At 65.1% G+C, this 22,656-nt stretch carries 21 protein-coding genes and 1 riboswitch; of the genes, 6 read left to right on the top strand and 15 right to left on the bottom strand.

The window, feature by feature from the left end; genetic code table 11:
- Positions 1–341 precede the first annotated feature (341 nt).
- From NJG22_RS16260 to NJG22_RS16250, 3 genes are all read left to right on the top strand, one after another.
- Positions 342–551: a general stress protein gene (locus NJG22_RS16260; RefSeq protein WP_253095932.1), complete on the top strand. Its 210-nt coding sequence runs from the start codon at positions 342–344 to the stop codon at positions 549–551.
- A 95-nt stretch (positions 552–646) separates the two neighbouring features.
- Positions 647–1,831 carry a zinc-dependent alcohol dehydrogenase gene (locus NJG22_RS16255; RefSeq protein WP_253095931.1) on the top strand — a complete coding sequence of 395 codons (1,185 nt, stop codon included), beginning with the start codon at positions 647–649 and terminating at the stop codon, positions 1,829–1,831.
- A gap of 111 nt (positions 1,832–1,942) precedes the next feature.
- Entirely contained in the window at positions 1,943–2,164 is a 222-nt protein-coding gene (locus NJG22_RS16250) for a DUF6555 family protein (RefSeq protein WP_253095929.1), read from the top strand.
- Positions 2,165–2,248: 84 nt separating this feature from the next.
- Here NJG22_RS16250 and NJG22_RS16245 read toward each other — a convergent pair whose 3' ends face one another.
- Both NJG22_RS16245 and NJG22_RS16240 read right to left on the bottom strand, forming a co-directional pair.
- On the bottom strand, positions 2,249–2,416 hold the full coding sequence (locus tag NJG22_RS16245) for a hypothetical protein (protein ID WP_253095928.1): 168 nt from the start codon (positions 2,414–2,416) through the stop codon (positions 2,249–2,251).
- A 151-nt stretch (positions 2,417–2,567) separates the two neighbouring features.
- Positions 2,568–3,188 (bottom strand): response regulator transcription factor, encoded by a 621-nt coding sequence (locus NJG22_RS16240; RefSeq protein ID WP_253095927.1) that lies wholly within the window; start codon positions 3,186–3,188, stop codon positions 2,568–2,570.
- 106 nt (positions 3,189–3,294) lie between these two features.
- Here NJG22_RS16240 and NJG22_RS16235 point away from each other — a divergent pair, with 106 nt between their 5' ends.
- Positions 3,295–4,914, top strand: coding sequence for an ATP-binding protein (locus NJG22_RS16235; protein WP_253095926.1), 1,620 nt, complete (start codon positions 3,295–3,297; stop codon positions 4,912–4,914).
- Positions 4,915–4,930: 16 nt separating this feature from the next.
- On the opposite strand, the gene NJG22_RS16230 is transcribed toward NJG22_RS16235, so the two are convergent.
- The 11 genes from NJG22_RS16230 to paaG form a co-directional block, all read right to left on the bottom strand.
- A complete protein-coding gene (locus NJG22_RS16230) occupies positions 4,931–5,233 on the bottom strand; it encodes a hypothetical protein (RefSeq protein WP_217853994.1) in 303 nt (100 codons plus the stop codon).
- A gap of 273 nt (positions 5,234–5,506) precedes the next feature.
- The gene (locus tag NJG22_RS16225; protein WP_253095925.1) at positions 5,507–6,532 is read right to left on the bottom strand and encodes an iron ABC transporter permease; all 1,026 of its coding nucleotides are present in this window, start codon (positions 6,530–6,532) and stop codon (positions 5,507–5,509) included.
- Complete coding sequence (locus NJG22_RS16220; RefSeq protein ID WP_253095924.1) at positions 6,529–7,491, bottom strand: ABC transporter substrate-binding protein; 963 nt, start codon at positions 7,489–7,491, stop codon at positions 6,529–6,531. Before NJG22_RS16220 ends, NJG22_RS16225 begins: the two co-directional genes overlap by 4 nt.
- Positions 7,488–8,264 carry an ABC transporter ATP-binding protein gene (locus NJG22_RS16215; RefSeq protein WP_253095923.1) on the bottom strand — a complete coding sequence of 259 codons (777 nt, stop codon included), beginning with the start codon at positions 8,262–8,264 and terminating at the stop codon, positions 7,488–7,490. Before NJG22_RS16215 ends, NJG22_RS16220 begins: the two co-directional genes overlap by 4 nt.
- A gap of 103 nt (positions 8,265–8,367) precedes the next feature.
- A riboswitch (cobalamin riboswitch) is annotated at positions 8,368–8,574 on the bottom strand.
- Between the two features lie 57 nt (positions 8,575–8,631).
- Entirely contained in the window at positions 8,632–9,708 is a 1,077-nt protein-coding gene (gene paaE / locus NJG22_RS16210) for a 1,2-phenylacetyl-CoA epoxidase subunit PaaE (RefSeq protein ID WP_253095922.1), read from the bottom strand.
- Between the two features lie 15 nt (positions 9,709–9,723).
- Positions 9,724–10,248, bottom strand: a complete 525-nt coding sequence (gene paaD, locus NJG22_RS16205) for a 1,2-phenylacetyl-CoA epoxidase subunit PaaD (protein ID WP_134690731.1) — start codon at positions 10,246–10,248, stop codon at positions 9,724–9,726.
- On the bottom strand, positions 10,235–10,993 hold the full coding sequence (gene paaC, locus NJG22_RS16200) for a 1,2-phenylacetyl-CoA epoxidase subunit PaaC (RefSeq protein WP_253095921.1): 759 nt from the start codon (positions 10,991–10,993) through the stop codon (positions 10,235–10,237). Before paaC ends, paaD begins: the two co-directional genes overlap by 14 nt.
- Positions 10,994–11,001: 8 nt before the next feature.
- Entirely contained in the window at positions 11,002–11,283 is a 282-nt protein-coding gene (gene paaB, locus NJG22_RS16195) for a 1,2-phenylacetyl-CoA epoxidase subunit PaaB (protein WP_134690727.1), read from the bottom strand.
- 27 nt (positions 11,284–11,310) lie between these two features.
- Positions 11,311–12,300: a 1,2-phenylacetyl-CoA epoxidase subunit PaaA gene (gene paaA, locus NJG22_RS16190; protein WP_217847905.1), complete on the bottom strand. Its 990-nt coding sequence runs from the start codon at positions 12,298–12,300 to the stop codon at positions 11,311–11,313.
- A gap of 342 nt (positions 12,301–12,642) precedes the next feature.
- Entirely contained in the window at positions 12,643–14,160 is a 1,518-nt protein-coding gene (gene paaH / locus NJG22_RS16185) for a 3-hydroxyacyl-CoA dehydrogenase PaaH (RefSeq protein ID WP_253095919.1), read from the bottom strand.
- A gap of 2 nt (positions 14,161–14,162) precedes the next feature.
- Entirely contained in the window at positions 14,163–14,957 is a 795-nt protein-coding gene (gene paaG / locus NJG22_RS16180) for a 2-(1,2-epoxy-1,2-dihydrophenyl)acetyl-CoA isomerase PaaG (protein WP_253095917.1), read from the bottom strand.
- A gap of 282 nt (positions 14,958–15,239) precedes the next feature.
- Between paaG and paaY the strand changes: the two genes are divergently transcribed.
- Positions 15,240–15,839 (top strand): phenylacetic acid degradation protein PaaY, encoded by a 600-nt coding sequence (paaY, locus tag NJG22_RS16175; protein ID WP_253095915.1) that lies wholly within the window; start codon positions 15,240–15,242, stop codon positions 15,837–15,839.
- A gap of 59 nt (positions 15,840–15,898) precedes the next feature.
- Complete coding sequence (gene paaX / locus NJG22_RS16170; protein WP_253095913.1) at positions 15,899–16,825, top strand: phenylacetic acid degradation operon negative regulatory protein PaaX; 927 nt, start codon at positions 15,899–15,901, stop codon at positions 16,823–16,825.
- 9 nt (positions 16,826–16,834) lie between these two features.
- Here the strand turns inward: paaX and NJG22_RS16165 are convergent, their stop codons facing one another.
- On the bottom strand, positions 16,835–19,771 hold the full coding sequence (locus NJG22_RS16165; protein ID WP_253095912.1) for an RHS repeat-associated core domain-containing protein: 2,937 nt from the start codon (positions 19,769–19,771) through the stop codon (positions 16,835–16,837).
- An 11-nt stretch (positions 19,772–19,782) separates the two neighbouring features.
- The gene (locus NJG22_RS16160) at positions 19,783–22,635 is read right to left on the bottom strand and encodes an RHS repeat-associated core domain-containing protein (protein WP_253095911.1); all 2,853 of its coding nucleotides are present in this window, start codon (positions 22,633–22,635) and stop codon (positions 19,783–19,785) included.
- Positions 22,636–22,656 lie beyond the last annotated feature (21 nt).

Raw genomic sequence — 22,656 nt, 5'->3', positions numbered from 1 at the left:
GGAAAGGCCCTTGGACGCATCCCCGGGCTCTGGGGGCGGATTATAGGCTGCGAATCCACGTGGGGACGAGGGGTCGCGACCTGGCGCCGGGCCATAGCGCACGGTTATCAGCGCAGGGGTTGTTGCTGTGACCGCTGCGTCGGGCTGAAGTGCCGGACCTACCGTGGCAGCGTTGCCTGGCGCGCAAAATATGTCGAAGTTCTTTAGTGGCGTTCCATTGATTCGCGCCACTGGTCCGGACCTTCGCACAGGTATTGAGCACTAGAGCCCCCCACCTGTTCGGAACTTATGCACGGTGCGATGCCGTGCCACGTCAAACCAATGCGTAAAGGAGAAACGACATGGCTCGTGACCAAGACCAGACCGGCCAACGCGGCGGCACCAAGGAAACCAACCCTGGCAACTTTGCCAACGACCGCGAAAAAGCTTCCCGCGCCGGCCACAAGGGTGGGCAGAATTCGGGGGGCAACTTCGCCAATGACCGTGAGCGGGCGTCCGAGGCTGGACGCAAGGGCGGCCAGAACAGCCACGGCGGTGGTCGCAACCAGTGACGAAACGCTAGTGCTGAATGCCTGGTGCGCCCGCACCGGGCCGCGATCCGGGGCCTGGCCCCGGATCGCCACCCTCATCCCAGGGAGGCCATCCCATGCGTGCACTCACTTTTCACGGCACCGGCGATGTTCGTGTCGACAATGTACCTGAGCCACAACTGCAAGCGCGTGACGATATCCTGCTGCGGGTCACCGCCACCGCCATCTGCGGCTCGGATCTGCATCTTTACCGCGGCAAGATTCCCATGGTCGAGTCCGGCGATATCCTGGGCCATGAATTCATGGGGATCGTCGAGGAGGTGGGCAGCGACGTTACTGCAGTGCGCCCCGGCGACCGCGTGGTGATCCCGTTCGTGATTGCGTGTGGCAGTTGCTTCTTTTGTCAGCAGGCGTTGTTCGCCGCCTGCGAAACCACCAATACCGGCCGTGGCGCCATTCTCAACAAGAAAAGCATCCCACCGGGCGCCGCGTTGTTCGGTTACAGCCACCTCTACGGTGGTGTGCCGGGCGGGCAGGCCGACTATGTACGAGTTCCCAAGGCCAATACCGGACCGTTCAAGGTACCCGGCGACCTGCCCGACGATAAGCTGCTGTTTCTTTCGGATATTCTGCCCACGGCCTGGCAGGCGGTACAAAATGCCCAGGTCGGCCCTGGCTCGTCCCTGGCGATCTACGGTGCCGGCCCGGTAGGGTTGCTTACCGCCGCCTGTGCGCGGATGCTCGGTGCCGAGCAGATCTTCATGGTCGACGAATGTGGCTACCGCTTGGAGTATGCACGCCAAGCCTATGGCGTGATTGCCATCGACTTCAGTCAGGACGATGACCCCGCCGACAGCATTATCCGCCAGACCGCCGGCCTGCGTGGCGTGGACGCCGTGATCGATGCGGTGGGCTTCGAAGCCAAGGGCAGCGCCACCGAAACCGTGCTCACTGCGCTCAAGCTAGAAGGCAGCAGCGGCAAGGCGTTGCGCCAAAGCATCGCTGCGGTGCGTCGCGGCGGCGTGGTCAGCGTACCTGGGGTGTATGCCGGGTTCATCCACGGTTTCCTGTTCGGCGATGCCTTCGACAAAGGCCTGACTTTCCGCATGGGACAGACCCATGTACAGCGATACCTGCCTGAGTTGCTCGAGCATATCCAGGCGGGGCGCCTGAACCCCGAAGCGATTGTCACCCATCGCATGGCCTTGGACGACGCGGTACATGGCTACGAGATCTTCGAGCAGATGCAGGATCGCTGTCGCAAGGTGATTCTGGTGCCCGGGGCTGCGGCGCAGCACTGAGGCTCTTTGCCATTACGCCGTTGTTCGGCATCTCGACAATCTTTTTGAATTTTTCTGCGCCTGGGCAATCACTCACAGCGTCATCCATGGAAAAGAGGAGGGCTCTGCGCAATGCCTGATCCGCAGCTGTACACCATCGAATACCAACTGCATGGCAAACCGCGCCAGTTCATTGTCCGTGTAGAGCATATGGATAATGCAGAGGCCTGGCATTGGGCCAGTTGCGACGCGGGTTTGGGCATCATCCCCAAATTCGGTCGGCAACGGATTCGCAAGGTGAGCCGGCCCATGGCGGAACGCTACGGGATTACCGAAGTGCGCTGGAGGGTATAGGAGACATTTAGGGCGTCGTAGTGTCGAGATAGCATGCCGCGGGCGCGGCGCTTGGCCCTCCCAGGCGCTGCAACGCCCTCCTGCTCAGGCGCCCGACTCGGGATCGGTGGCTGGCACGCCTGGGCGATTCTGTTCCTCGCCGATGGCCGGGTCGGTATCCGGGTCGCGGGCTCGGTCGTTACGCTGGTCGGGCTCCCGTTGCGGCCAATCATGCTCGGCATCCCCGCCGCCCATCCAATGTTGTTCATGCATGCCGTGGCTCCCAGGCCGGGAAAAAAATGGCCCACCCGCAGGCGGGCCGAACACAGGAGTGTGAGGGAAGACGTCGACCACCCTCATCATATGGGAGTGTTCACCCGTAGAGGGAAGTCGATTGGATATCGACGTGCCCGACCAACGGTGCTCAACTGCCGGTGCCGGAGTACTTCACCGCCGCCGCGGTGCGGGTCGGCACATTGAGGGTCTTGAGCAGGGACGAGACATGGATGCGCACGGTGAATGGCGAGATATCGAGCTCTCGGGCGATCTCCTTGTTGGTCTTGCCCTGGGCGATCAGCCTTAGCACATCTTGCTGGCGATGGGTAAGCTGCGCCAGCTCGCTGTCGGCGGCCATTTGTGGCAGCAACCCGGAAGGGGCATACCGGACCACCACCTCGCCTTCGCGAATGGCCAGGATCGCCGCCCCGATCTCATTCGGGGTCAGGCTCTTGCCTATGAAACCGTCGGCACCGGCGGCCATCACCGCACCAACCACTTCAGGGTCGTCGACCATCGAGGCGATGATCAGGGTGGTGCGCGGCAGTTGCCGACGCAGCTCGGCAAGACGGGCCATGCAGCTCAGGCCAGGGAAACGCAGGTCGAGGATCAGGGTGTCCGGAGGCGTGCCCTGGCTGGCCAGGCGCAGCACGTCCTGGAGGTTGCCGGCCTGGTCGAGCTCGGCGTCGGGCAACAGCCGGCGCACGGTGCTGGCCATGGCTTCCCTGAACAGCGGATGATCGTCCGCCACGATGATGCGGCACGTCACGTCGTGGAACTCCCTGTTAGCCGACACATGCTAATTTAGCAGTCACCTGCGGCCATTTGCTCGGCACATGCAGGAAATGACTACTGGCGCACAAGGACGTTACCCCATGAAGTTCGAGAAAAACAACGAACTGGACCAGGCCAACCTGCGCATCATCGTCGCCTCCTGCGCGATCACCTACGTGGCCCTGCTGGGTTTCCTGCCGGGCCGGGAGGTCGCCACTTATCTGCCGGTGCTGCTCTATTACGCTTGTTTCGTGGTGGCTTCGGTAGGTATGCGCCAGGCCATCAAGCGTTGGCCGGGGCATTATCCGGCCCGGCGCATCCTCGGCATGCTGGGCGACTACACCGGCACCAGTTTCGGACTGGTGGTCGGTGGCGAGGCGGCGTTGCCGCTGTATGCGGTGATGGTCTGGATCAACCTGGGCAATGGCATGCGCTTTGGCTCGCGCTACCTGGCCATCGCCACGGTGCTGGCCCTGGGGGCGTTGCTGGTGGTGTGGCAGCTCACCCCGTACTGGCAGCAGCAGCCGTTCATGCTGCTGATGTTGCTCACCACCAGCACCTTGATTCCGTTCTACGCCCACCTGCTGCTGGAGCGCACGCGCAAGGCCACGGCCCTGGCCGAGGCGGCGACCCGCGAGAAATCGCGCTTCCTGGCCCAGGCCAGCCATGACCTGCGTCAGCCGATCCACTCCATCGGCCTGTTCACCGCCTGCTTGCGCGAGGCGCGCCTGGGCGATGAGGAGCGGCGGCTGGTGGACAGCATCGACCGCTCGCTGCTCAACGTCTCGCAGCTGTTCCGCTCGATCCTCGACCTGTACACCCTGGACAACGGCCGGGTGCAGCCGAAGTGGGAGTCGTTCGCCGTGGAGCCGTTCCTGCGCGAACTGCTGCGCCAGAACCACGAAGCGGCGCGCTGGGCCGGCGTGGAGATGCGCCTGGTGCCCAGCCGGCACTGGACCCGCGCCGACCCAGGGATGCTGGCGACCATGGTACAGAACGTGCTATCGAACAGTTTCAAGTACGCTGCCGGGCGTCCCTTGCTGATTGGCCTGCGGCCCCGCGGCGAGGGCCTGGCCATCGTCGTCTGCGACCGCGGCCGGGGCATCGCCGAAGAGCACCAGGACAAGGTGTTCGAGGAGTTCTACCGGGTGCGCGAACTGCGCGACAAGGACGTCGAGGGCGTGGGCCTGGGGCTGGCCATCGTCAAGCGCCTGGGGCAGTTGATGGGGCTTGAGGTCAGCCTGCGCTCGCGGCCTGGGCATGGCACCTGCGTGACCTTGCAAGGGTTGGCCAAAGTGCCGGCGCAAGTGCCGCGCGCGACGGTCGACCAGGCGATCCAGGCAGGCATGCTCAGTGGGTTGCGGGTGTGCCTGGTGGAAGATGACCATAACGTGCTGCAGGCCACCAGCGCCTTGCTGCAGCGTTGGGGCTGCCAGGTGCAGGCCGAGAGCTCGGCCCATGGGTTGAGCAGTGACTGCGAGGTGATCGTCGCCGACTATGACCTGGGGCCGCAGGCCACGGGCATCGACTGCATCGACCAACTACGCGCCCAGCGCGGCGAGCGGGTGCCGGCACTGATCATGACCGGGCATGACCTCGACCGCCTGCAGGGCGCTCTGCAGGCACGCGGTATTGCCGTACTGGCCAAGCCGGTGCGGCCAGCGGAACTGCGGGCGGCGTTGCGGGCATTGCGCGAAACCAGCGCGGCGCCGACCAGCTAGGCGCCGCCGCGGGCGGTCACTGGAAGGTCGGCGCCTGCCCTTCCTTCCAGCAGTTGGGTGATGGGGTGATCAGGCCCATGCCGGCGATGGCCACCATGCCGCCACTGGCCACCTGGCAGTCGAACTGCCCTTTGCCGGTGCTCACGGTGTAGTAGGTGGTGGTGGAGTCGCTGCGCAGGTTGCTGACCTTGCTGACCGGCACGCCGAGGGTGACCTCAGTGCGTTGCTTGAGGGTGTCGGCATTGGGCGAGGCGGTCTGGCAACCGGCCACGGCGGCGAGGCCGGCGAGCAGGACCAGGGACTTGAAGGGAAGGGACATGGGGATCATCGCGTTGCTTCCTTGGCATTGTTCTCGGAACGCCACCCGCCCGGCCAGGAAAGGGAGGTACTGGCCGGACGAGGGGTAGGGCGACTATAGCGCCGCTGTACCCTGCGGGATGTAGGGCAGATGTGCTAGGTGGCTAATGGCCGTCTCGTGGTGATTTTTGACGGGGATGGGGGGCGAACACCTGGCGGCCTTGGTGCGGTCCTTTCCCTGGTAGGGTATTGGCCTTGAGAGCTGTCCGCCGTCAGCGATGCACTGGCCCACCGCTCAACCCCTACGCCGCAGCAACAGGATAAAAAAACCGCCCCCCAACGCCGCCGTGGCAATACCGATGGGCAGGTCCTGCGGCGCAATCAAGGTGCGCGCCGCCAGATCGACCCAGACCACGAACAACGCCCCCAGCAGCGCACAAACCGGCAACAGCCGCCGATGCTCGGCCCCGACCAGGCGCCGGGCCATATGCGGCAGCATCAACCCAACGAAACCGATAGCCCCGGACAACGACACCAGCACACCGGTGAGCAACGCGCAGCCAACGAACACCACGGCGCGCACCCGACGCGTGTCGAAGCCCAGGCTTACCGCCGTCTGTTCGCCGCTCATCAGCGCATTGAGCGCGCGAGCCAGCGCCATCAGCAGGGCAAGACCGGCCAGCACGGCCAACGCTGGTAGCCACAGCAGCGACCATTGCGCCAGGCCCAGCCCGCCGAGCATCCAGAACATCACCGAACTGGCGGCATGGGGATCGCCGGTGTACAGCAGCAGGTTGGCCAAGGCCATCACCACGAACGACACCGCGACCCCGGCCAGCAACAGTTGCTCGCTGTCCAGGCGCCCGCGCCGGCTGGCGACGCCCAGCACCAGCAGCATGCAGCCCAGGGCGCCGGCAAAGGCCGCCAGCGGCAGGCTCAGCACCCCGGCGAAAGGCCCAAGGTACAGCACCACCAGCACGGCCCCGAGCACTGCGCCTGAACTTACGCCCAGCAGGTGTGGGTCGGCCAGCGGATTGCGGGTCACCGCTTGCAGGGCGCTGCCGACCAGCGCCAGCCCGGCACCGACCAAAGCCCCCAGCAACACCCGTGGCGCGCGGATCTGCCAGACGATCTGGGCCTGGCCACCACCTGAGTCTGTCGCCGGGGCCAGGCCCAGTTGCTGCAACACGATCGCCAGTACCTTGCCTGCCGGCACCTGCGCTGCGCCGAAGCCCAGCGACAACAGGCACGAGGCCAGCAGCGCGGCGCCCAGGCCGATCAACAGCAGGCGGTAGCCGCCAGGGCGGCGCAACACGCTCACCGCTGCGCCCCGGCAAAGCGCTGCGGGTGCAGCGCCCGGGCGAGGCGTTCGATGGCCTCGGCGTTGTCCACCGAGGGCGTCACCTGCAAATAGGACAACACCACGAAGCGCTTCTGGCGAATCGCCGTGACGCTGCCCAGCGCCGGGTGCTGCAGCAGGTAGTCGCGTTTCTGCTGCCAGCGGGTCGGGCCGTAGTCGACGATGACGATCACCTCGGGGTCGCGCTCCACTACGCTTTCCCAGCTGACTTCGGTCCAGCTGGCAGGCACGTCGGCCATCACATTGCTGCCGCCGGCCGTATCGATCAGCGCCTGGGGCATGCCCAGGCTGCCGGAGGTGGTGGGGCGGTCCTCGCCGCTGTCGTAGAGGAACACCCGTGGTCGATCCTGGAGCGCGGCCAGCGAGGCGCTGACCCGCGCGACACGCTGGCGCAGATGCTCGACCAGGCTGTCGGCCCGCGCGCTGACGCCGAAGATGCGCCCGAGGTTGTTCAGGTCGGTGTACAGGTCGTCGAGGCTTGCCGGGTGCCAGGGCAGGATCCGCGAGCACGACTCGCTCAGCTCGTATACCGGGATGCCGAACGTTGCCAGGCGCTGTGGGGTGAGCGGCCCGCCGACCTGCATGCCATAGCTCCAGCCGGCGAACAGAAAGTCGGCATCGGCCGCGAGCAGGGTTTCCACCGACGGATAGCGCGGTGCCAGTTCCGGCAGGCCGTGCAGGTCCTCGCGCATTGCCGGGGCGAGGCTTTTCCAGCCACTGATGCCGCTGTAGCCGACCATGCGCTCGCGCAGCCCCAGTGCCAGCAGCATGCCGGTCAAGTTGACGTCGTGGCTCACCGCCCGTTGCGGTGGCTGGCTGAAGCTGATCTCGCGTTCGCAACTGCGCACGGTCACGGGAAAGCCTTGCGCCAGGGCACACAGCGGCAGGCAGGCGAACAGGGCAAGCAACAGGCGGGTCATGCGTGACGGATCCAGGTAATGCGTGGGTGCAGGCCCACGGGGTGGCGGTCGACCAGGGCGTGAACCCCGAACACCTCGGCCAGGCATTGCTCGGTCAACACCTCGGCAGGCGTGCCCTGGGCGATGATCCGGCCTTGCTCGATCAGGTACAGGCGGTCGCAGAACGTCGCCGCCAGGTTGAGGTCGTGGAAGCTGGCCAGCAAGCCCAGGCCGCTGCCGCGCAGGTGCTGCAGCAGGGCCAGCTGGTGGCGTGGGTCGAGGTGGTTGGTCGGCTCGTCGAGAATCAGCAGGCGCGGCTGCTGGGCCAGGGCCCGGGCCAGCAGCACACGCTGCTTCTCGCCACCGGACAGGCTGGCGAAGCCTTGCGCGGCGCGGTCCCGCAGGCCCAGTTGGCGCAAGGCCTGGTCCACTGGCGCCGGGTCGCCGTCAGCGTCGAGCCAGCCCAGGTGCGGGGTGCGGCCCATGGCGACGACGTCGCCCACGCTCAGGCCGAAATCCTCGGGAAACTCCTGGAGCATCACCGCCACCCGCTGGGCCAGCCAGCGCGGAGGGTGCAGCCAGATATCCTCGCCATCGAGCAGCACCCGGCCAGCCCGTGGCCGGCTGAAACGGTAGGCGCAGCGCAGCAGGCTGGTCTTGCCGCTGCCATTGGGCCCGATCAGGCCGACGAACTCGCCGGATTGGACCTTGAGGTCGATGCCAGCCAGCAGGTCCGGCCCGCTGGCGGACAGTGACCAGTGCAGGCGCTCCAGGTGCAGCAGGGGAGAAGACATGAACAGACACCGCAGGGATGAATGAGCCCGACGGTGACGGTGCGAGACGGCCGCGCAGGCGCACGGGCGCCTGGCAAGCTGAGCGCACCCGCCCTCCGCGGGAATGGCCATGGGCGAATCAGGCCGGTCTCCGGGCTGGCGAGGGTCATCGGGCATTCACCTTCCCATGCGCGGGGCACAGTGGTGTGTCGAATGCCAGGCTCGCTTACCGTTGCGGGGGCAGCGCCGGACTTCTCGCACGGGCGAGGCACCGGCTTCCCGTTTAATCCCAGGCGCGGCGGCCAGGGACACCTGAAAGCAGGGACGCATCTGAGCATTTCTGCCCTTGGGAGTCAACGCATGCCTAGCGATAGCCAAGCCCTTGGCGTCAAAGCTGGTCGAAGTCCAGCACCACCTTGTCGCTGATCGGGAAGCTCTGGCACGACAGCACGTAGCCGGCCGCCACTTCGTAGTCTTCCAGGGCATGGTTGCTGTCCATCTCCACCTCGCCCTCGATCACCTTGCACTTGCAGGTCGAGCACACCCCGGCCTTGCACGAATAGGGCAGCTCGGCGCCAATGGCGTTGCCGGCGTCGAGCACGCTGACGGTATTGCGCGGCAGGTCGAAGGCCAGCGCCCGACCATCGCTGATCACGGTGATCTGGCTGCTGCTGGCATCGAGCTGGCGAGCGGCCTCGCGTGCCTCGCGGCGGGTCGTGCCATCGGCGGCGGCGAACAGCTCGAAGTGAATGCGCGCCTTGTCCATGCCGTTGGCTTGCAAGCTGTCGCGCACGGTCTCGGTCATCGCCTGGGGGCCGCAGATGAAGGCGGCGTCGAGGCTGGGCACATCCAGCCAGCGGGAGAACAGCTGGCCGCACTTGTCGGCGTCGATGCGACCGTTGTACAGGTCGACATCCTGTTGTTCACGGCTGAACACGAAGATCAGGTTCAGGCGCTCCAGGTACTGGTTCTTCAGGTCTTCCAAGCGGTCGCGGAACAGCGCGCTGCCGCTGGCCCGGTTGCCGTACAGCAGGGTGAAGCGGCTATGCGGCTCGCAGGCCAGGGTGGTGGCGATCAGTGACAGGATCGGGGTGATGCCGCTGCCGGCGGCGACGCCCAGGTAGTGGCCCTGGCGGGTCGGCTCCAGCGGCACGAAGAAGCTGCCCGAGGGCGGCATCACCTCCAGTTGCTGGCCGGCCTCGAGCACGTCGTTGGCGAACGCCGAGAAGCGCCCGCCCGGCACGCGCTTGACCGCCACGCGCAGCTCGCCGTCCTGCACCGCGCTGCAGATCGAGTAGGAGCGGCGCACTTCCTCGTCGTCCAGCTGGGTGCGCATGACCAGGTACTGGCCCTGGGTGAAGCGAAAATCGTCCTGCAGGTGGCTAGGCACGTCGAAGGCGATGGACACGGCGTCCCGTGTTTCCTGACGCACCTGCTTGATGGTCAGGCGGTGAAACTGGCTCATGGTGTTCTCCACGGCTCATAGGCATTTGAAGTAGTCGAACGGCTCCAGGCACGCGCGACAGCGGTACAGGGCCTTGCAGGCGGTGGAACCGAACTCGCTGAGCAGCTCGGTGTCGCCACTGGCGCATTGCGGGCAGCACACCACGGGGCTGTGGCCGTGCAGGCTGGCGCCGCCCTCGGGCGGGGCGATGCCATAGGCGAGCAGCCGCTCACGGCCCAGGGTGCTGATCCAGTCGGTGCTCCAGGCCGGGGTCAGCCGCCGCTCCACGGCGGGGGCCGGAAAGCCGGCGTGCTCCAGGGCCTGGCGGATATCGCCCTCGATCACCTCGGTGGCCGGGCAGCCGGAATAGGTCGGGGTCACCACCAGGTGCAGGTGGCCGGCGCGCCAGTCGAGGTCGCGGACGATACCCAGGTCGACCACGCTGACCACCGGCACCTCCGGGTCCATCACCTCGGCCAGCACCGCCCAGGCGCGGGCCAGATCGCCCGGTTGCTGGGCCCGGGCGCCCCGGTCGCCGACGATCAGCTCACCAGGTCGCATCGGGGTAGGCCCGTGGCAGGAATTGCATTTCGGCCAGCAGCAGGCCCAGGTGCTCGGTGTGCAAGCCTTGGCGGCCGTCGAGGTAGAAGTGGCTGGCGGCCTGGGGCAGCGGCAGCTCGACCGAGGTGAACAGCGCACCGACCGTGGCTTGCCAGCGACGGCCGACCTGGGCCGGGTCGGCGCCGACACCCGCCGCGGCCAGTTGCACCTCGTGTTCGCTGGCGGCGGTCAGCTCGACGGTAAAGCGCCACAGCAACGGTATGGCGTCGAGCATGCGCCGGCGGCTTTCTGGCGTGCCGTCGCCCAGGCGCTGCACCCACTCGCCGGAGCGGCGCAGGTGATAGGTGACTTCCTTCAAGGCCTTGGCGGCGATGCCGGCGATGCGTTCGTCGCGCGAGGCGCACAGGCCTTCGAGCACGGCATGGTGCCAGGCGTCGTAGAGGAACTGCTTGAGCATGGTCACGGCATAGTCGCCGTTGGGCTGCTCGACCAGCAGCAGGTTACGGAAGGCGCGTTCGTCGCGGCGAAACGCCAGGGCGTCGGCGTCGCGGCCATCGTCCAGCAGTTCGGCGGCGTATTCCAGCCAGTTGCGGGCCTGGCCGACCAGGTCCAGGCCTACGTTCATCAACGCCAGCTCTTCTTCCAGGGCCGGCGCCTTGCCGCACCACTCGCACAGGCGCTGGCCCTGGATCAGGGCGCTGTCGCCGAGCAGCAGCAGGTAGGGGATCAGTGCTTGCTTGTGCATGGCGCGCCTCACATATGGCCGACTTCGGCGGGCAACTCGTAGAAGCTGGCGTGCCGGTAGACCTTGTCGTCCGCTGGGGCGAACAGCGGGTCCTTCTCGTCCGGGGAGGAGGCGATGATCAGCGCCGAAGGCACAACCCACAGGCTGACGCCTTCGCTGCGACGGGTGTACAGCTCGCGGGCATTCTCGATGGCCATGGCAGCATCGGCGGCATGCACGCTGCCGACATGCTTGTGGTTCAGGCCGTGCTTGCTGCGCACGAAGACTTCGTAAAGGGTCCAGGTGGACATGGGGGTTCCTCAGGATCGCGGGCCGCCTCAGGCGGCGTTCTTGTTCTGTTGCTTGCGGGCGTAGGCCACGGCGGCCTCACGCACCCAGGCACCGCCTTCGATGGCGTTGCGGCGCTTGGCCAGGCGCTCCTGGTTGCATGGCCCGTTACCTTTGAGCACCTCGTAGAACTCCTGCCACTGGATCTGGCCGAAGTCGTAGTGACCACGGGCCTCGTTCCATTTCAGCGCCGGGTCCGGCGCGGTGCAGCCGAGCAGCTCGAGTTGCGGCACGGTCTGGTCGATGAAGCGCTGGCGCAGCTCATCGTTGGTCTGGCGCTTGATCTTCCAGGCCATGGACTGGGCACTGTTGGGCGAGTGCTCGTCGCTGGGGCCGAACATCATCAGCGACGGCCACCACAGGCGGTTGATGGCGTCCTGAACCATGTCCTTCTGCGCCTGGGTGCCGTGGCGCATCATGGTCAGCAGCAGCTCGTAGCCTTGACGCTGATGGAAGCTTTCTTCCTTGCAGATGCGGATCATGGCGCGGGAGTAGGGGCCGTAGGAGGTGCGCTGCAGCACCACCTGGTTGACGATGGCGGCGCCGTCGACCAGCCAGCCCACCGCGCCCATGTCGGCCCAGGTCAGGGTCGGGTAGTTGAAGATGCTCGAATACTTGGCCTTGCCGCTGTGCAGCTTGGCGATCTCCTCGTCGCGGTCGGCGCCGAGGGTTTCCATGGCGCTGTACAGGTACAGGCCGTGGCCGGCTTCGTCCTGGATCTTGGCCATCAATTGCAGCTTGCGCTTGAGCGACGGGGCACGGGTGACCCAGTTGCCTTCGGGCAGCATGCCGACGATTTCCGAGTGGGCGTGCTGGGAGATCTGGCGGATGAGGGTCTGGCGGTAGGCGTCGGGCATCCAGTTCTTGGCTTCGATCTTGATCTCGGCGTCGATCTTTTCCTGGAAGGCGCGTTCTTCGGGGGACATCTCTTCCAGCGTCTTGAGGCGTTTGACGCCAGTTTCCACTAGCTGTGCGTACATGGTCGGGGTTCCCGGTTGAGGGCGGGTTAGGGCGTGGAGGTATTTATATTCGATACAAAACACAACATCAAACGGTATTTTATGTATCTAGTAAGATTTGTGTATCGATTTGAGCGTGCCTGGCTTGGGTTTTATTGGGAGGGCGCACAGATCGATGGGCGCGCGGGCGGGGCTTGACCTGACAGGCGCTGCAGATGTGAGGGCGAACCCACGCCAGTCAGACGGAAATTACGATACGGATTGATCAAATACTTGACCAATACAAGTCACGAATAAAGTCGCCACCGGCCTGGCGCGCTCACGCTGCCGCGCCCCCCTGTAGGGCTTGCTTGCGGGGAGTGTTCAGGCATGCAGGCAGCCTCCTTCGGCGTGGGTGCGGCGCAGCAGCAGGGAAGGGCGATAGCGTGCCTCGCCATAGCTGCGCTGCAGGTTGTCGAGCACCTGCAGGGTGAAGCCGACGCCGAGGCGATCGGCCCAGGCCAGCGGGCCACAGGGGTAATTGACCCCGGCACGCATCGCCAGGTCGATGTCGGTAGCGCTGGCGACGCCTTGCAGCACGGCATCGGCGGCTTCGTTGGCAAGGGTAGCCACGGTGCGCAGCACCAGCAGGCCCGGCAGGTCGGCCAGCAGGCTGACCTTGAGGCCGGCCTGGCGTAGCAGCGCCACCGCCTGGTCACGCGCTTGAGGGGTGCAGTCAGCTGCCACGCTGATGGCGACGCGCGTGGCGCTGGCGTAGTTCAGGGCCAGGTCGAGCAACACCAGGTTGCGCAAGCCGTCCTCGCGGGCGCGCTGGCAGGCCAGGCGGCCATCGGACAAGGCCAGGGTGGCGTCGCCGACACTCAGCACGCCGGCCCCGGCCCGCTCGCCGACACCGATGCCATGGCCGCGCAGGCGCTCGACCAGGGGCTGCATCACGCCCAGGTGCCCCTCGACGACGCAGCGCTCCACCAGCGCCTGGCTGTCCAGCTCGTTGGCTGCAGGCCGCTCGCCGGCCTGGTCGTAACGATAGAAACCTCGGCCGCGCTTGCGTCCCAGGTGCCCGGCATCGACCAGCGCCTGCTGCATCAGCGAGGGCTGGAAGCGTGGGTCGCCGTAGAAGGCCTCGAACACCGAGCAGGTCACGGCATGGTTGACGTCGTGGCCAATCAGGTCGGTCAGCTCGAAGGCGCCCATGGCAAAGCCGCCGGCCTCCCGCATCACGGCGTCGAGGGTGGCGCAATCGGCGGCGCCTTCCTGCAACAGGCGCAGGCTCTCGGCATAGAACGGCCGGGCGACCCGGTTGACGATGAAGCCTGGTGTCGAGCGGGCCTGCACCGGCTGCTTGCCCCAGGCCTTGGCCGTGGCGTATAGCGTCGCGGCCAGTTGCGGGTCGCTGGCCAGACCCGATACCACCTCCACCAGCGGCATCCGCGGCGCGGGGTTGAAAAAATGCATGCCGAGCACCCGCTGCGGCTGCTGCAAGCCGGCGGCCAGGCTGTCGATCGACAGGGACGACGTGTTGCTGGCAAGGATGCAGTCCTTGCCGCACAGGGCTTCGAGTTCGCGCAGCAGCGCTTGCTTGCTGGCGAGGTTCTCGACGATGGCCTCTATCACCAGGCGTGCTTCGCCCAGGGCGTCGAGGCTGTCGATCGGTTGCAATCGCTGGCAGATGGCAACATGGGTGCTGGCGCTCAGCCGACCTTTCTCCACCAGGCGCGCCAGTTGTCGGTCGATGCCTCGCACCGCCTCGGCTGCCGCGCCAGGCCGGTTGTCATAGAGGCGCACGGGGTGGCCGGCCTCGGCCGCGACCTGGGCGATGCCCGCGCCCATGGCCCCGGCGCCGATCACCGCGACCAGGGACGCGCTGTCGAGGGCGGCCATGCTCAGCGGCCCTTGAACTCAGGGGTGCGTTTATCCATGAAGGCACCGACGCCTTCGCGGTAATCCTCGCTGCGCCCGGCCAGGCGTTGCAGGTCGCGCTCAAGCTCCAGCTGCTGGTCGAAACTGTTATCGAAGCTCTGGTTGAGGGCGCGCTTGATCAGGGCCAGGCCGTAGGTGGGCTGGGTGGCGAGCTGGCGGGCCAGGGCCAGCGCCTCGTCACGCAACGCGGCATCCTCCACCACCTGGTGGATCAGCCCCCATTGCTCGGCCTGCTCGGCGCTCAGGCGAGTGCCGAGCATGGCCAGCGCCTTGGCCCGGGCCATGCCGATCAGACGCGGCAACTGCCAGGTACCGCCAGAGTCCGGCACCAGGCCGATCTTGCAGAACGCCTGGATGAAACTGGCCGAGCGCGCGGCCAGGACCAGGTCGCAGGCCAGCGGCAGGTTCGCTCCGGCGCCGGCCGCCACGCCATTGACCGCGCAGATCACCGGCAGCGGCAGGTCGCGCAGGCTGCGCACCAGGGGGTTGTAGAAGTTATCGATGGCTTCGGCCAGGTCGGGCGTCTGCGCGCCCGGCGCCACGCTGCGGTCCGACAGGTCCTGGCCGGCGCAGAAGCCGCGGCCTTCGGCGGTGAGCAGCAAGACCCGGGCGTGCTCGCTCTGGCGCACCTGGCGCAGGGCTTCGCGGACCTCCAGGTGCATGGCGGTGTTGAAGCTGTTCAATTGCTCTGGCCGGTTCAGCGAGAGCAGGGCGACGCCGTCGGCGTCGATGGAAAACAGGATGTGCTCGAAAGGCATGGGGTGCTCGCTTGGTTGTGTCGATGGGAGGGTGCGCATTATGATACGTAAATTAATCTAATGCACTGTTGTAATGTATCTTGTTTTTGGCAGGCGCAAGGCGTTGGGTATATGGTGTTTTTGAGATCGAGCTCCGCCAGCGCGGCGCTCGATCTCAAAGGCACCGCAAGGCCAACGTTCTGCACACAAAAAAACGATACAAAACCAAATGAAACGAACAAGTAACAGCAGCAGCCAATAGACCCTCCAACCACCCCGCTAACCACATCGAGCCCTGCGCCCATGCCCTGCTACCGCCTCGACGGCCTCACCCCGGTGATCCACCCCAGCGCCTACGTCCACCCCAGCGCCGTACTGATCGGCGACGTGATCATCGGTGCCAACTGCTATGTCGGCCCGCTCGCGGCACTGCGCGGCGACCTGGGGCGCATCGTCATGGAGGAGGGCGCCAACCTGCAGGACACCTGCGTGATGCACGGCTTCCCCGGTGGCGACACGGTGATCGAACGCAACGGCCATATCGGCCATGGCGCCATCATCCATGGCTGCCGGATCGGCGAGGATGCCCTGGTGGGCATGAACGCGGTGGTGATGGACGGCGCGCACATCGCCCCGCGCTCCATCGTCGCCGCCACGGCCTTCGTCAAAGCTGGCTTCCAGTGCCCTGAGCAAAGCCTGGTGGTCGGCGCCCCAGCCGTGGTCAAGCGCCCGCTCAGCGACCAGGAACTGGCCTGGAAGCGCCGCGGCACGGCGGAGTATCACCGCCTGACGCAGCGCTGCATGGCAGGCCTGGTGGAGTGTGCGCCGCTGTCTGCCGCCGAGCCGCAGCGTCCGCGCATGGGCGATTCCGGGGTGCGACCCAAGGCCGAGGGTGGCGCATGAGCCTTGCGCGGTCGCGGCAGGCAGGTATAGTCGAGGCTTTAGCCGCGCCTCGTCCCCTCATGAGCAGCCTTGCCCCCCTGAATCACCTGATCACCCGCTTCCAGGAGCAGACCCCGATCCGCGCCAGTTCGCTGATCATCACCCTGTACGGCGATGCCATCGAGCCCCACGGCGGCACGGTGTGGCTGGGCAGCCTGATCAACCTGCTGGAGCCGATGGGCATCAACGAACGGTTGATCCGCACCTCGATCTTCCGCCTGACCAAGGAAGGCTGGCTAACCGCCGAGAAGGTCGGCCGGCGCAGCTACTACAGCCTGACCGGCACCGGCCGGCGGCGTTTCGAGAAGGCCTTCAAGCGCGTCTACAGCGCCAACCTGCCGGCCTGGAACGGCGCCTGGACGCTGGTGTTGCTCAGCCAACTGGAGGCGCCCAAGCGCAAGGCCGTGCGCGAAGAACTGGAGTGGCAGGGGTTTGCCGCCATGGGCCCGAACCTGCTGGGTTGTCCGCGCAGCGATCGTAGCGACCTGGCCGCCACGCTGCGCGAACAGGACGCCGAGGACGGCAGCATCGTGTTCGAGACCCAGGCCCAGCAAGTGCTGGCCTCCAAGGCCCTGCGCGCCCAGGTACGGGAAAGCTGGAACATCGACGAACTGGGGCAGCACTACAGCGAGTTCATTCGTTTGTTCAGGCCACTTTGGCAGGCCATGAAAGCGCTGCCGGCACCTGAGCTGCTGGATTGTTTCCTCGCCCGCATGCTGCTGATTCACGAGTACCGCCGGTTGCTGCTGCGCGACCCGCAGTTGCCGGAAGAACTGCTGCCCGGCGATTGGGAAGGGCGCGCCGCCCGGCAACTGTGCCGCAACCTGTATCGCCTGGTGCAGGCCAGGGCAGAGGAGTACCTTGCCAATGCGCTGGAAACGGCGGATGGGCCGTTGCCAGATGCCAACGAGAGTTACTACCGCCGCTTTGGTGGGCTGGAGCCATGAGTGAAGGGCTTAACTGCGAAATGCATTGATATGAGCCCTGGTTTTCTGAATATTGGCCGTGGCCATTGTGTAGGTATTCATATAGTCATTCTTGAGCGCCCAACCACCGGATGAAGGGTGTCTATTGACATCGATTTTTACACCGATATCCCGTCCATCTTTGACTCTGCCCTTCCTAGGTTGAGTCGTCCAGCCCCCCGGCCCCAAGTCGCCCAGTCGTGTACCCCCTCGCATGTGGTGGACGGTCACGCCATGGGTATCGAACCCTTCCATGATGGATGCATGCAACTCGCTTAAATAATCCTCAGCCCGCGCAAGGCTCTCGAGCATGTTGTCGATCAACTGCTCTTTTGTCAGTTTTGACGCCTTCTGAAGGTCTTCGACGGCATGGATGAAGGCAGAGAATGGGATAGACAAGCCCATGGCTGCGTCACCGGCTTGTGTAATGGGCAGAACCACAGAGGTTTCGCCTCCAGCACGCTGCAGCGCATCGGTAAGACGGTCATTGGTACCACTGTCGCTCAGCTTGTCGCGGACTTTTTCGGGATGAAGCTTGTCCTTGAGAAAGTCTGTTGCGATCTCGCCTGCACCACGGGTTTGTTTTTTCATTTGATCGGCCATTTTTATGTTGGGAGTCGCCGGCACTTTTGGCAGGATGGCTTTTACCCCTTCTTTTGCCAGCAAATTCCCCAGATAGGCCCCCTTGGGTCCCGCCACCACCAAGCCTGCAATACCTCCCAGCTTTCCGTAGAGTGTGGCAAGAATCTCCGCACCGACGGTGTAGGTAAAAGCAAAGGCAATCGCGGATCTTTTATTTTTCAGGAAAGCGGCAACGTGTTCGTGGGTCTCTTGGACAATACGTGAAGCGGCGGCTACACCCTGCATCTTGTGATACATCTCGTGGACGCTAATCGCATCCAGGCCGCTGTCATCGCTGAATGTCGTGGGATTGTTTCTTGTCATCGCGTACAAGTTGAGCCCATCGACGGCGCCTGCCGGATCGGCACTCAACCAACGCCCAAACGGCTGGTAGTAGCGATAGCCGTAGTAGTACAGGCCCGTGGCATCGCGCTCCTTGCCGGAGTAACGCAGCGTCTTGTAGTCAGCCTCCACCTGGCTGCGCGCGGACCAGACCGCAGTACCGCCGTAGGGGTAGTATTCCTCGTGGCCAATGACCAACCCTTTGTCGTCCAGCTCCAGGCAACTGCTGCCGATGAGGTTGTCGTAGCTGTAGCGCAGGCCATCATTGCCGATGCCCCCCGGCAGCCCACTGTCCCAATGCAGCATCCGCACTTGCGCGCGCCCCGCCTGGCCAACCGTCACCACATGCAGGGCTTCCTTGAGCACGTCATCCTGGTGGCGCGTGCGAATTTCCAAACCCGGCAGGTAGAGCACGCGCTGACGATGGCTGACCGCCTTGGCTTCTCGGCTGGAGGCTTTGACAATGCGCAGGCCGTCACCGCCGTAGCGGTAGCTTTCCTGGTCGTCCAGGCCCGCGACATCGCGCGCAACGGGGGTCACCCGCAACAGCTGTTCACGCCAGGTCCAGTCCAGCGTCTGCCCAGGCTGCAACTGCAGCGGGTTGCCTGCGGCATCGAAGAAACTATCGACCAGCGCCGGGTCCGTGGTGAGTGTGTCTGGGACCGCGCGGTTGCTATGGCCGGATACCGTCAGGCTGAAGGTGAAGTCGTGCTCGGCGACATCGCTGGTGTGGGCAGTGCTCAACAGGTTGCCGCCGCGGTCGTAGGCATAGCGGCGGGTGTAGTTGGCGTAGCTGCCGTCGTTGGCGGCCACGGGCAGGGCCGCTGGGCGCTGGCGGTTGTGTCGTCCTGAACCGGCCATTTCGCGGCCTGTGGCCGTGATCAGCTGGTACAGGGTGTCATAGGTATAGGTGTTGACCGCGTCGATGGCGCGGTTACGGGCGAAGCGCCTGGCCTCGGCGGCATTGCTCTCGCGCAGCACGTTGCCAACCGGATCGAACGCATAGTGCAGGTCCTGCAGCACGGTTGCTTTTGCCGAGTGCTCGGTCTTCAGCCGTAGCAGCCGCTGGGTGCGTGGCTCATAGGTAAAGTGCGTGATCACGCCGTTGGCGTGAGTTTCGCGCACCTTCTGGCCGGCGGCAGAGTAGCTGAGTGATGTGAGGACTGGCCGTTCGCCCATGCCCTTGAGGGTGAGGAGGGTGCCCGCCAGGTTTCCGGTAATGTCGTAACAATGGCGTTGCCCATGCCCTTGGGCATCGACCTGGGTCAGCGGCGCCCCGGTTGCCTCTACGCTGCAGCTGCTGGTGAACACATCAGGAGCGAGCAGGCCTGCCCAGGCAGCTTCGTCCGCGCCTTGCCAATCCGCGCTGTCGCCGTCCTTGAGCAGTTGTCGGGTGGCCGAAAGCGTCGCGCCGGTCAACCCCAGGCTGTCGACTTGCTGCCGGCCGGCGGTGTCGTAGTGCCGACTCAGTTGCCCGGCCAGGTTGCGCGCTTTCATCTCCGGGTCGTTGGCCGCCCAGACCAGCCGCTCGGTAATCTGCGCTGGCCCTGCGGGCAGTTGCTCATCGACCCGGAGCAAACGCCCGGGCTGCGGCGCCTGTTCATAGTGCCAGCGGCGCATGACGCCTGTGGCGCCGACTCGCAGCAGCGGGCGACCGGCGCAGTCATTCAAGGTGATTACTTTGCCGGCGTCGACGCTTTGGCTGGCAAGCACTGCTCCGGTAAATGCCGGATGCAGGATGAGGTTGGCTTTTACGCTTGTGTCTGCCTGCTGGAGCGCGGCAAGCCTGGGGTCGATGCTTTGTACCGGATGGCCCAGGGCGTTGCACCGGTGCGCGGTGATGCGCGTATCCAAGCCTGGCAGGTCAGGATGCCGGCAATAGCGAATTTCGCGAAGGACCTCTGCGCGATTGCCCTGTACAGTCACAGAGGGCGTGCCTTTATGGAGCGCATGATTGTCAGCCATCGGGTCCACCCTCATTTTTTGTATGCAGCCGCGTATAACGTCACCTTGGTTCGGGTGCGTCGTATATAGTTTTGAGCTTGTTCGTAGTTCTCCATATAGGCGCGCTTGCTGATCCACTCGTTCTTTCTGGTCACGCGCGTCAATACGGAAACCTTGATACCGATGTCCTGCTCACTGGAGGTAGGAGGCTCAGCCAGCCACTGCCCCTTGTACAGCCCAATAGGCACCCCCTCATTGTCAAAGGCTTTCAGCACCTCGTCGTTCAGCTGTTGCAGATACTGCTCTAGCCTGGAGAGGTCCTCCAGCATCGACTTCATCAGTTCAGGCTTCGACAGGTTGGCCGCTTTGCGGATCAACTTGCTGGCGTTGTAAACGGCCATGAAAGGCAGGGATACAGCTGTGCCGGAAAAGTAGCCAAGCATCTTGTTCAGCCCTGCGTTGACGATCGTGTCACGCAGTCCGCCTTCTTTCACATAACTCACGGCCTTCAGCTTCAGTTTGCTGAAGAGACTTCGCGTCTGGCTCTCGACCATCGCTTGCACGTTGGTATCAGGGAGCGGTCGAGGTACCGCGCCCGATACACCGATAGCCAGACTGGTCGTCGTGCTCGCAGCGGTGCCTACCAGGGGGTTGCCACTCAAGCTGGTTCCCAGCGCCCCGACAAAGCTATTGAAGAATTCCACCGTGATCATCGAGACTCCGCCGAGCACGACCGTTTTGGACTTTGATTTGACGAAGCCGGCGACCGCTTCTTCCGCGTCATGAACGATGCCGATCGTCGCCTTGACCGCGCTGTACTTGTTGTACACGTCTTCATCTTTTTCGCTGTCACCGGGGGCCAGCCCAAGGAGATCTTTCAGCGTCGCCGGGTTGTTGCGGACCATTCGGTACAAGTTAAGCCCGTCGACGGCACCTGCCGGATCGGCGCTCAACCAGCGCCCAAACGGCTGATAGTAGCGATAGCCGTAGTAGTACAGGCCCGTGGCATCGCGCTCCTTGCCGGAGTAACGCAGCGTCTTGTAGTCAGCCTCCACCTGGCTGCGCGCGGACCAGACCGCAGTACCGCCGTAGGGGTAGTATTCCTCGTGGCTAATGACCAACCCTTTGTCGTCCAGCTCCAGGCAACTGCTGCCGATGAGGTTGTCGTAGCTGTAGCGCAGGCCATCATTGGCGATGCCCACCGGCAAGCCACTGTCCCAATGCAGCGCCCGCACTTGCGCGCGCCCCGCCTGGCCAACCGTCACCACCTGCAGCGCTTCCTTGGGCACGTCATCCTGGTGGCGCGTGCGGATTTCCAAACCTGGCAGGTAGAGCACGCGCTGACGATGGGTCGCCGCCTTGGCTTCGCGGCTGGAGGCTTTGACGATACGCAGGCCGTCACCGCCGTAGCGGTAGCTTTCCCGATCGTCCAGGCCCTCGACCTCGCGCGAAACGGGCGTCACCCGTAACAGTTGCTCACGGAGGGTCCAGTCCAGCGTCTGCCCAGGCTGCAACTGCAGCGGGTTGCCTGCGGCATCGAAGAAGCTATCGACCAGGGCCGGGTCCGTGGTGAGTGTGTCTGGGACCGCGCGGTTGCTATGGCCGGATACCGTCAGGCTGAAGGTGTAGTCGTGCTCGGCGACGTCGCTGGTGTGGACAGTGCTCAACAGGTTGCCGCCCCGATCATAGGCATAGCGGCGGGTGTAGTTGGCGTAGCTGCCGTCGTTGGCGGCCCCGGGCAGGGCCGCTGGGCGCTGGCGGTCGTGTCGTCCTGAACCGGCCATTTCGCGGCCCGTGGCCGTGATCAGCTGGTACAGGGTGTCGTAGCCATAGGTGCTGATCGCCTCGATGGCCCGGTTGCGGGCGAAGTGCCTGGCCTCGGCGGCATTGCTCACGCGCAGCACGTTGCCAACCGGATCGAACGCATAGTGCAGGTCCTGCAGCACGGTTGCCTTTGCCGAGTGCTCGGTCTTGAGCTGTAGCAGCCGCTGGGTACGGGGCTCATAGGTAAAGTGGGTGACCACGTCGTTGGCATGGGCCTCGCGCAGCTTCTGGCCAGCGGCAGAGTAGCTGAGTGAGGTGAGGACTGGCCGTTCGCCCATGCCCTTGAGGGTGAGGAGGGTGCCCGCCAGGTTTCCGGTAATGTCGTAACAATGGCGTTGCCCATGCCCCTGGGCATCGACCTGGGTCAGCGGCGCCCCGGTTGCATCTACGCTGCAGCTGCTGTTGAACACATCAGGGGCGAGCAGACCTGCCCAGGCAGCTTCGTCCGCGCCTTGCCAATCCACGCTGTCGCCGTCCTCGAGCAGTTGTCGGGTGGCCGAAAGCGTCGCGCCGGTCAAACCCAGGCTGTCGATTTGCTGCCGGCCGGCGGTGTCGTAGTGCCGACTCAGTTGCCCGGCCAGGTTGCGCGCTTTCATCTCCGGGTCGTTGGCCGCCCAGACCAGCCGCTCGGTAATCTGCGCAGGCCCTGCGGGCAGTTGCTCATCGACCCGGAGCAAACGCCCGGGCAGCGGCGCCTGTTCATAGTGCCAGCGGCGCATGACGCCTGTGGCGCCGACCCGCAGCAACGGGCGACCGGCACAGTCATTCAAGGTGATTACTTTACCGGCGTCGACGCTTTGGCTGGCAAGCACTGCTCCGGTAAATGCCGGATGCAGGACCAGGTTGGCCTTTACGCTCGGGTCTGCCTGCTGGAGCGCGGCAAGCCTGGGGTCGATGCTTTGTAGCGGATGGCCCAGGGCGTTGCACCGGTGCGCGGTGATGCGCGTGTCCAGCCCCGGAATCTCGGGGTGGCGGCAATAACGGATTTCACTGACAGCTTCGCCACGGTTGCCGCGCACGGAGACCGATGGGGTGTCGCGATCCAGTGCTCCACGGCCCATATGCTTGATCCTTGAGCACGC

It is taken from the genome of Pseudomonas sp. VA159-2, assembly GCF_024126635.1.
GTDB lineage: Bacteria > Pseudomonadota > Gammaproteobacteria > Pseudomonadales > Pseudomonadaceae > Aquipseudomonas > Aquipseudomonas muyukensis.
The sequence above is the reverse complement of the archived record's forward strand: the minus strand, read 5'-3'. Positions and strand labels throughout refer to the sequence as shown.

Bases quoted from the DNA above. Each gene is read 5' to 3' on its own strand.
- paaG (WP_253095917.1), bottom strand. From the start codon at position 14,957: ATGCCTTTCGAGCACATCCTGTTTTCCATCGACGCCGACGGCGTCGCC.
- paaD (WP_134690731.1), bottom strand. From the start codon at position 10,248: ATGCGACCTGGTGAGCTGATCGTCGGCGACCGGGGCGCCCGGGCCCAG.
- NJG22_RS16215 (WP_253095923.1), bottom strand. From the start codon at position 8,264: ATGTCTTCTCCCCTGCTGCACCTGGAGCGCCTGCACTGGTCACTGTCC.
- paaC (WP_253095921.1), bottom strand. From the start codon at position 10,993: ATGCACAAGCAAGCACTGATCCCCTACCTGCTGCTGCTCGGCGACAGC.
- paaH (WP_253095919.1), bottom strand. From the start codon at position 14,160: ATGGCCGCCCTCGACAGCGCGTCCCTGGTCGCGGTGATCGGCGCCGGG.
- NJG22_RS16235 (WP_253095926.1), top strand. From the start codon at position 3,295: ATGAAGTTCGAGAAAAACAACGAACTGGACCAGGCCAACCTGCGCATC.
- NJG22_RS16245 (WP_253095928.1), bottom strand. From the start codon at position 2,416: ATGCATGAACAACATTGGATGGGCGGCGGGGATGCCGAGCATGATTGG.
- paaY (WP_253095915.1), top strand. From the start codon at position 15,240: ATGCCCTGCTACCGCCTCGACGGCCTCACCCCGGTGATCCACCCCAGC.
- NJG22_RS16230 (WP_217853994.1), bottom strand. From the start codon at position 5,233: ATGTCCCTTCCCTTCAAGTCCCTGGTCCTGCTCGCCGGCCTCGCCGCC.
- NJG22_RS16250 (WP_253095929.1), top strand. From the start codon at position 1,943: ATGCCTGATCCGCAGCTGTACACCATCGAATACCAACTGCATGGCAAA.
- paaA (WP_217847905.1), bottom strand. From the start codon at position 12,300: ATGTACGCACAGCTAGTGGAAACTGGCGTCAAACGCCTCAAGACGCTG.
- NJG22_RS16165 (WP_253095912.1), bottom strand. From the start codon at position 19,771: ATGGCTGACAATCATGCGCTCCATAAAGGCACGCCCTCTGTGACTGTA.
- paaE (WP_253095922.1), bottom strand. From the start codon at position 9,708: ATGAGCCAGTTTCACCGCCTGACCATCAAGCAGGTGCGTCAGGAAACA.
- NJG22_RS16260 (WP_253095932.1), top strand. From the start codon at position 342: ATGGCTCGTGACCAAGACCAGACCGGCCAACGCGGCGGCACCAAGGAA.
- paaX (WP_253095913.1), top strand. From the start codon at position 15,899: ATGAGCAGCCTTGCCCCCCTGAATCACCTGATCACCCGCTTCCAGGAG.
- paaB (WP_134690727.1), bottom strand. From the start codon at position 11,283: ATGTCCACCTGGACCCTTTACGAAGTCTTCGTGCGCAGCAAGCACGGC.
- NJG22_RS16160 (WP_253095911.1), bottom strand. From the start codon at position 22,635: ATGGGCCGTGGAGCACTGGATCGCGACACCCCATCGGTCTCCGTGCGC.
- NJG22_RS16255 (WP_253095931.1), top strand. From the start codon at position 647: ATGCGTGCACTCACTTTTCACGGCACCGGCGATGTTCGTGTCGACAAT.
- NJG22_RS16220 (WP_253095924.1), bottom strand. From the start codon at position 7,491: ATGACCCGCCTGTTGCTTGCCCTGTTCGCCTGCCTGCCGCTGTGTGCC.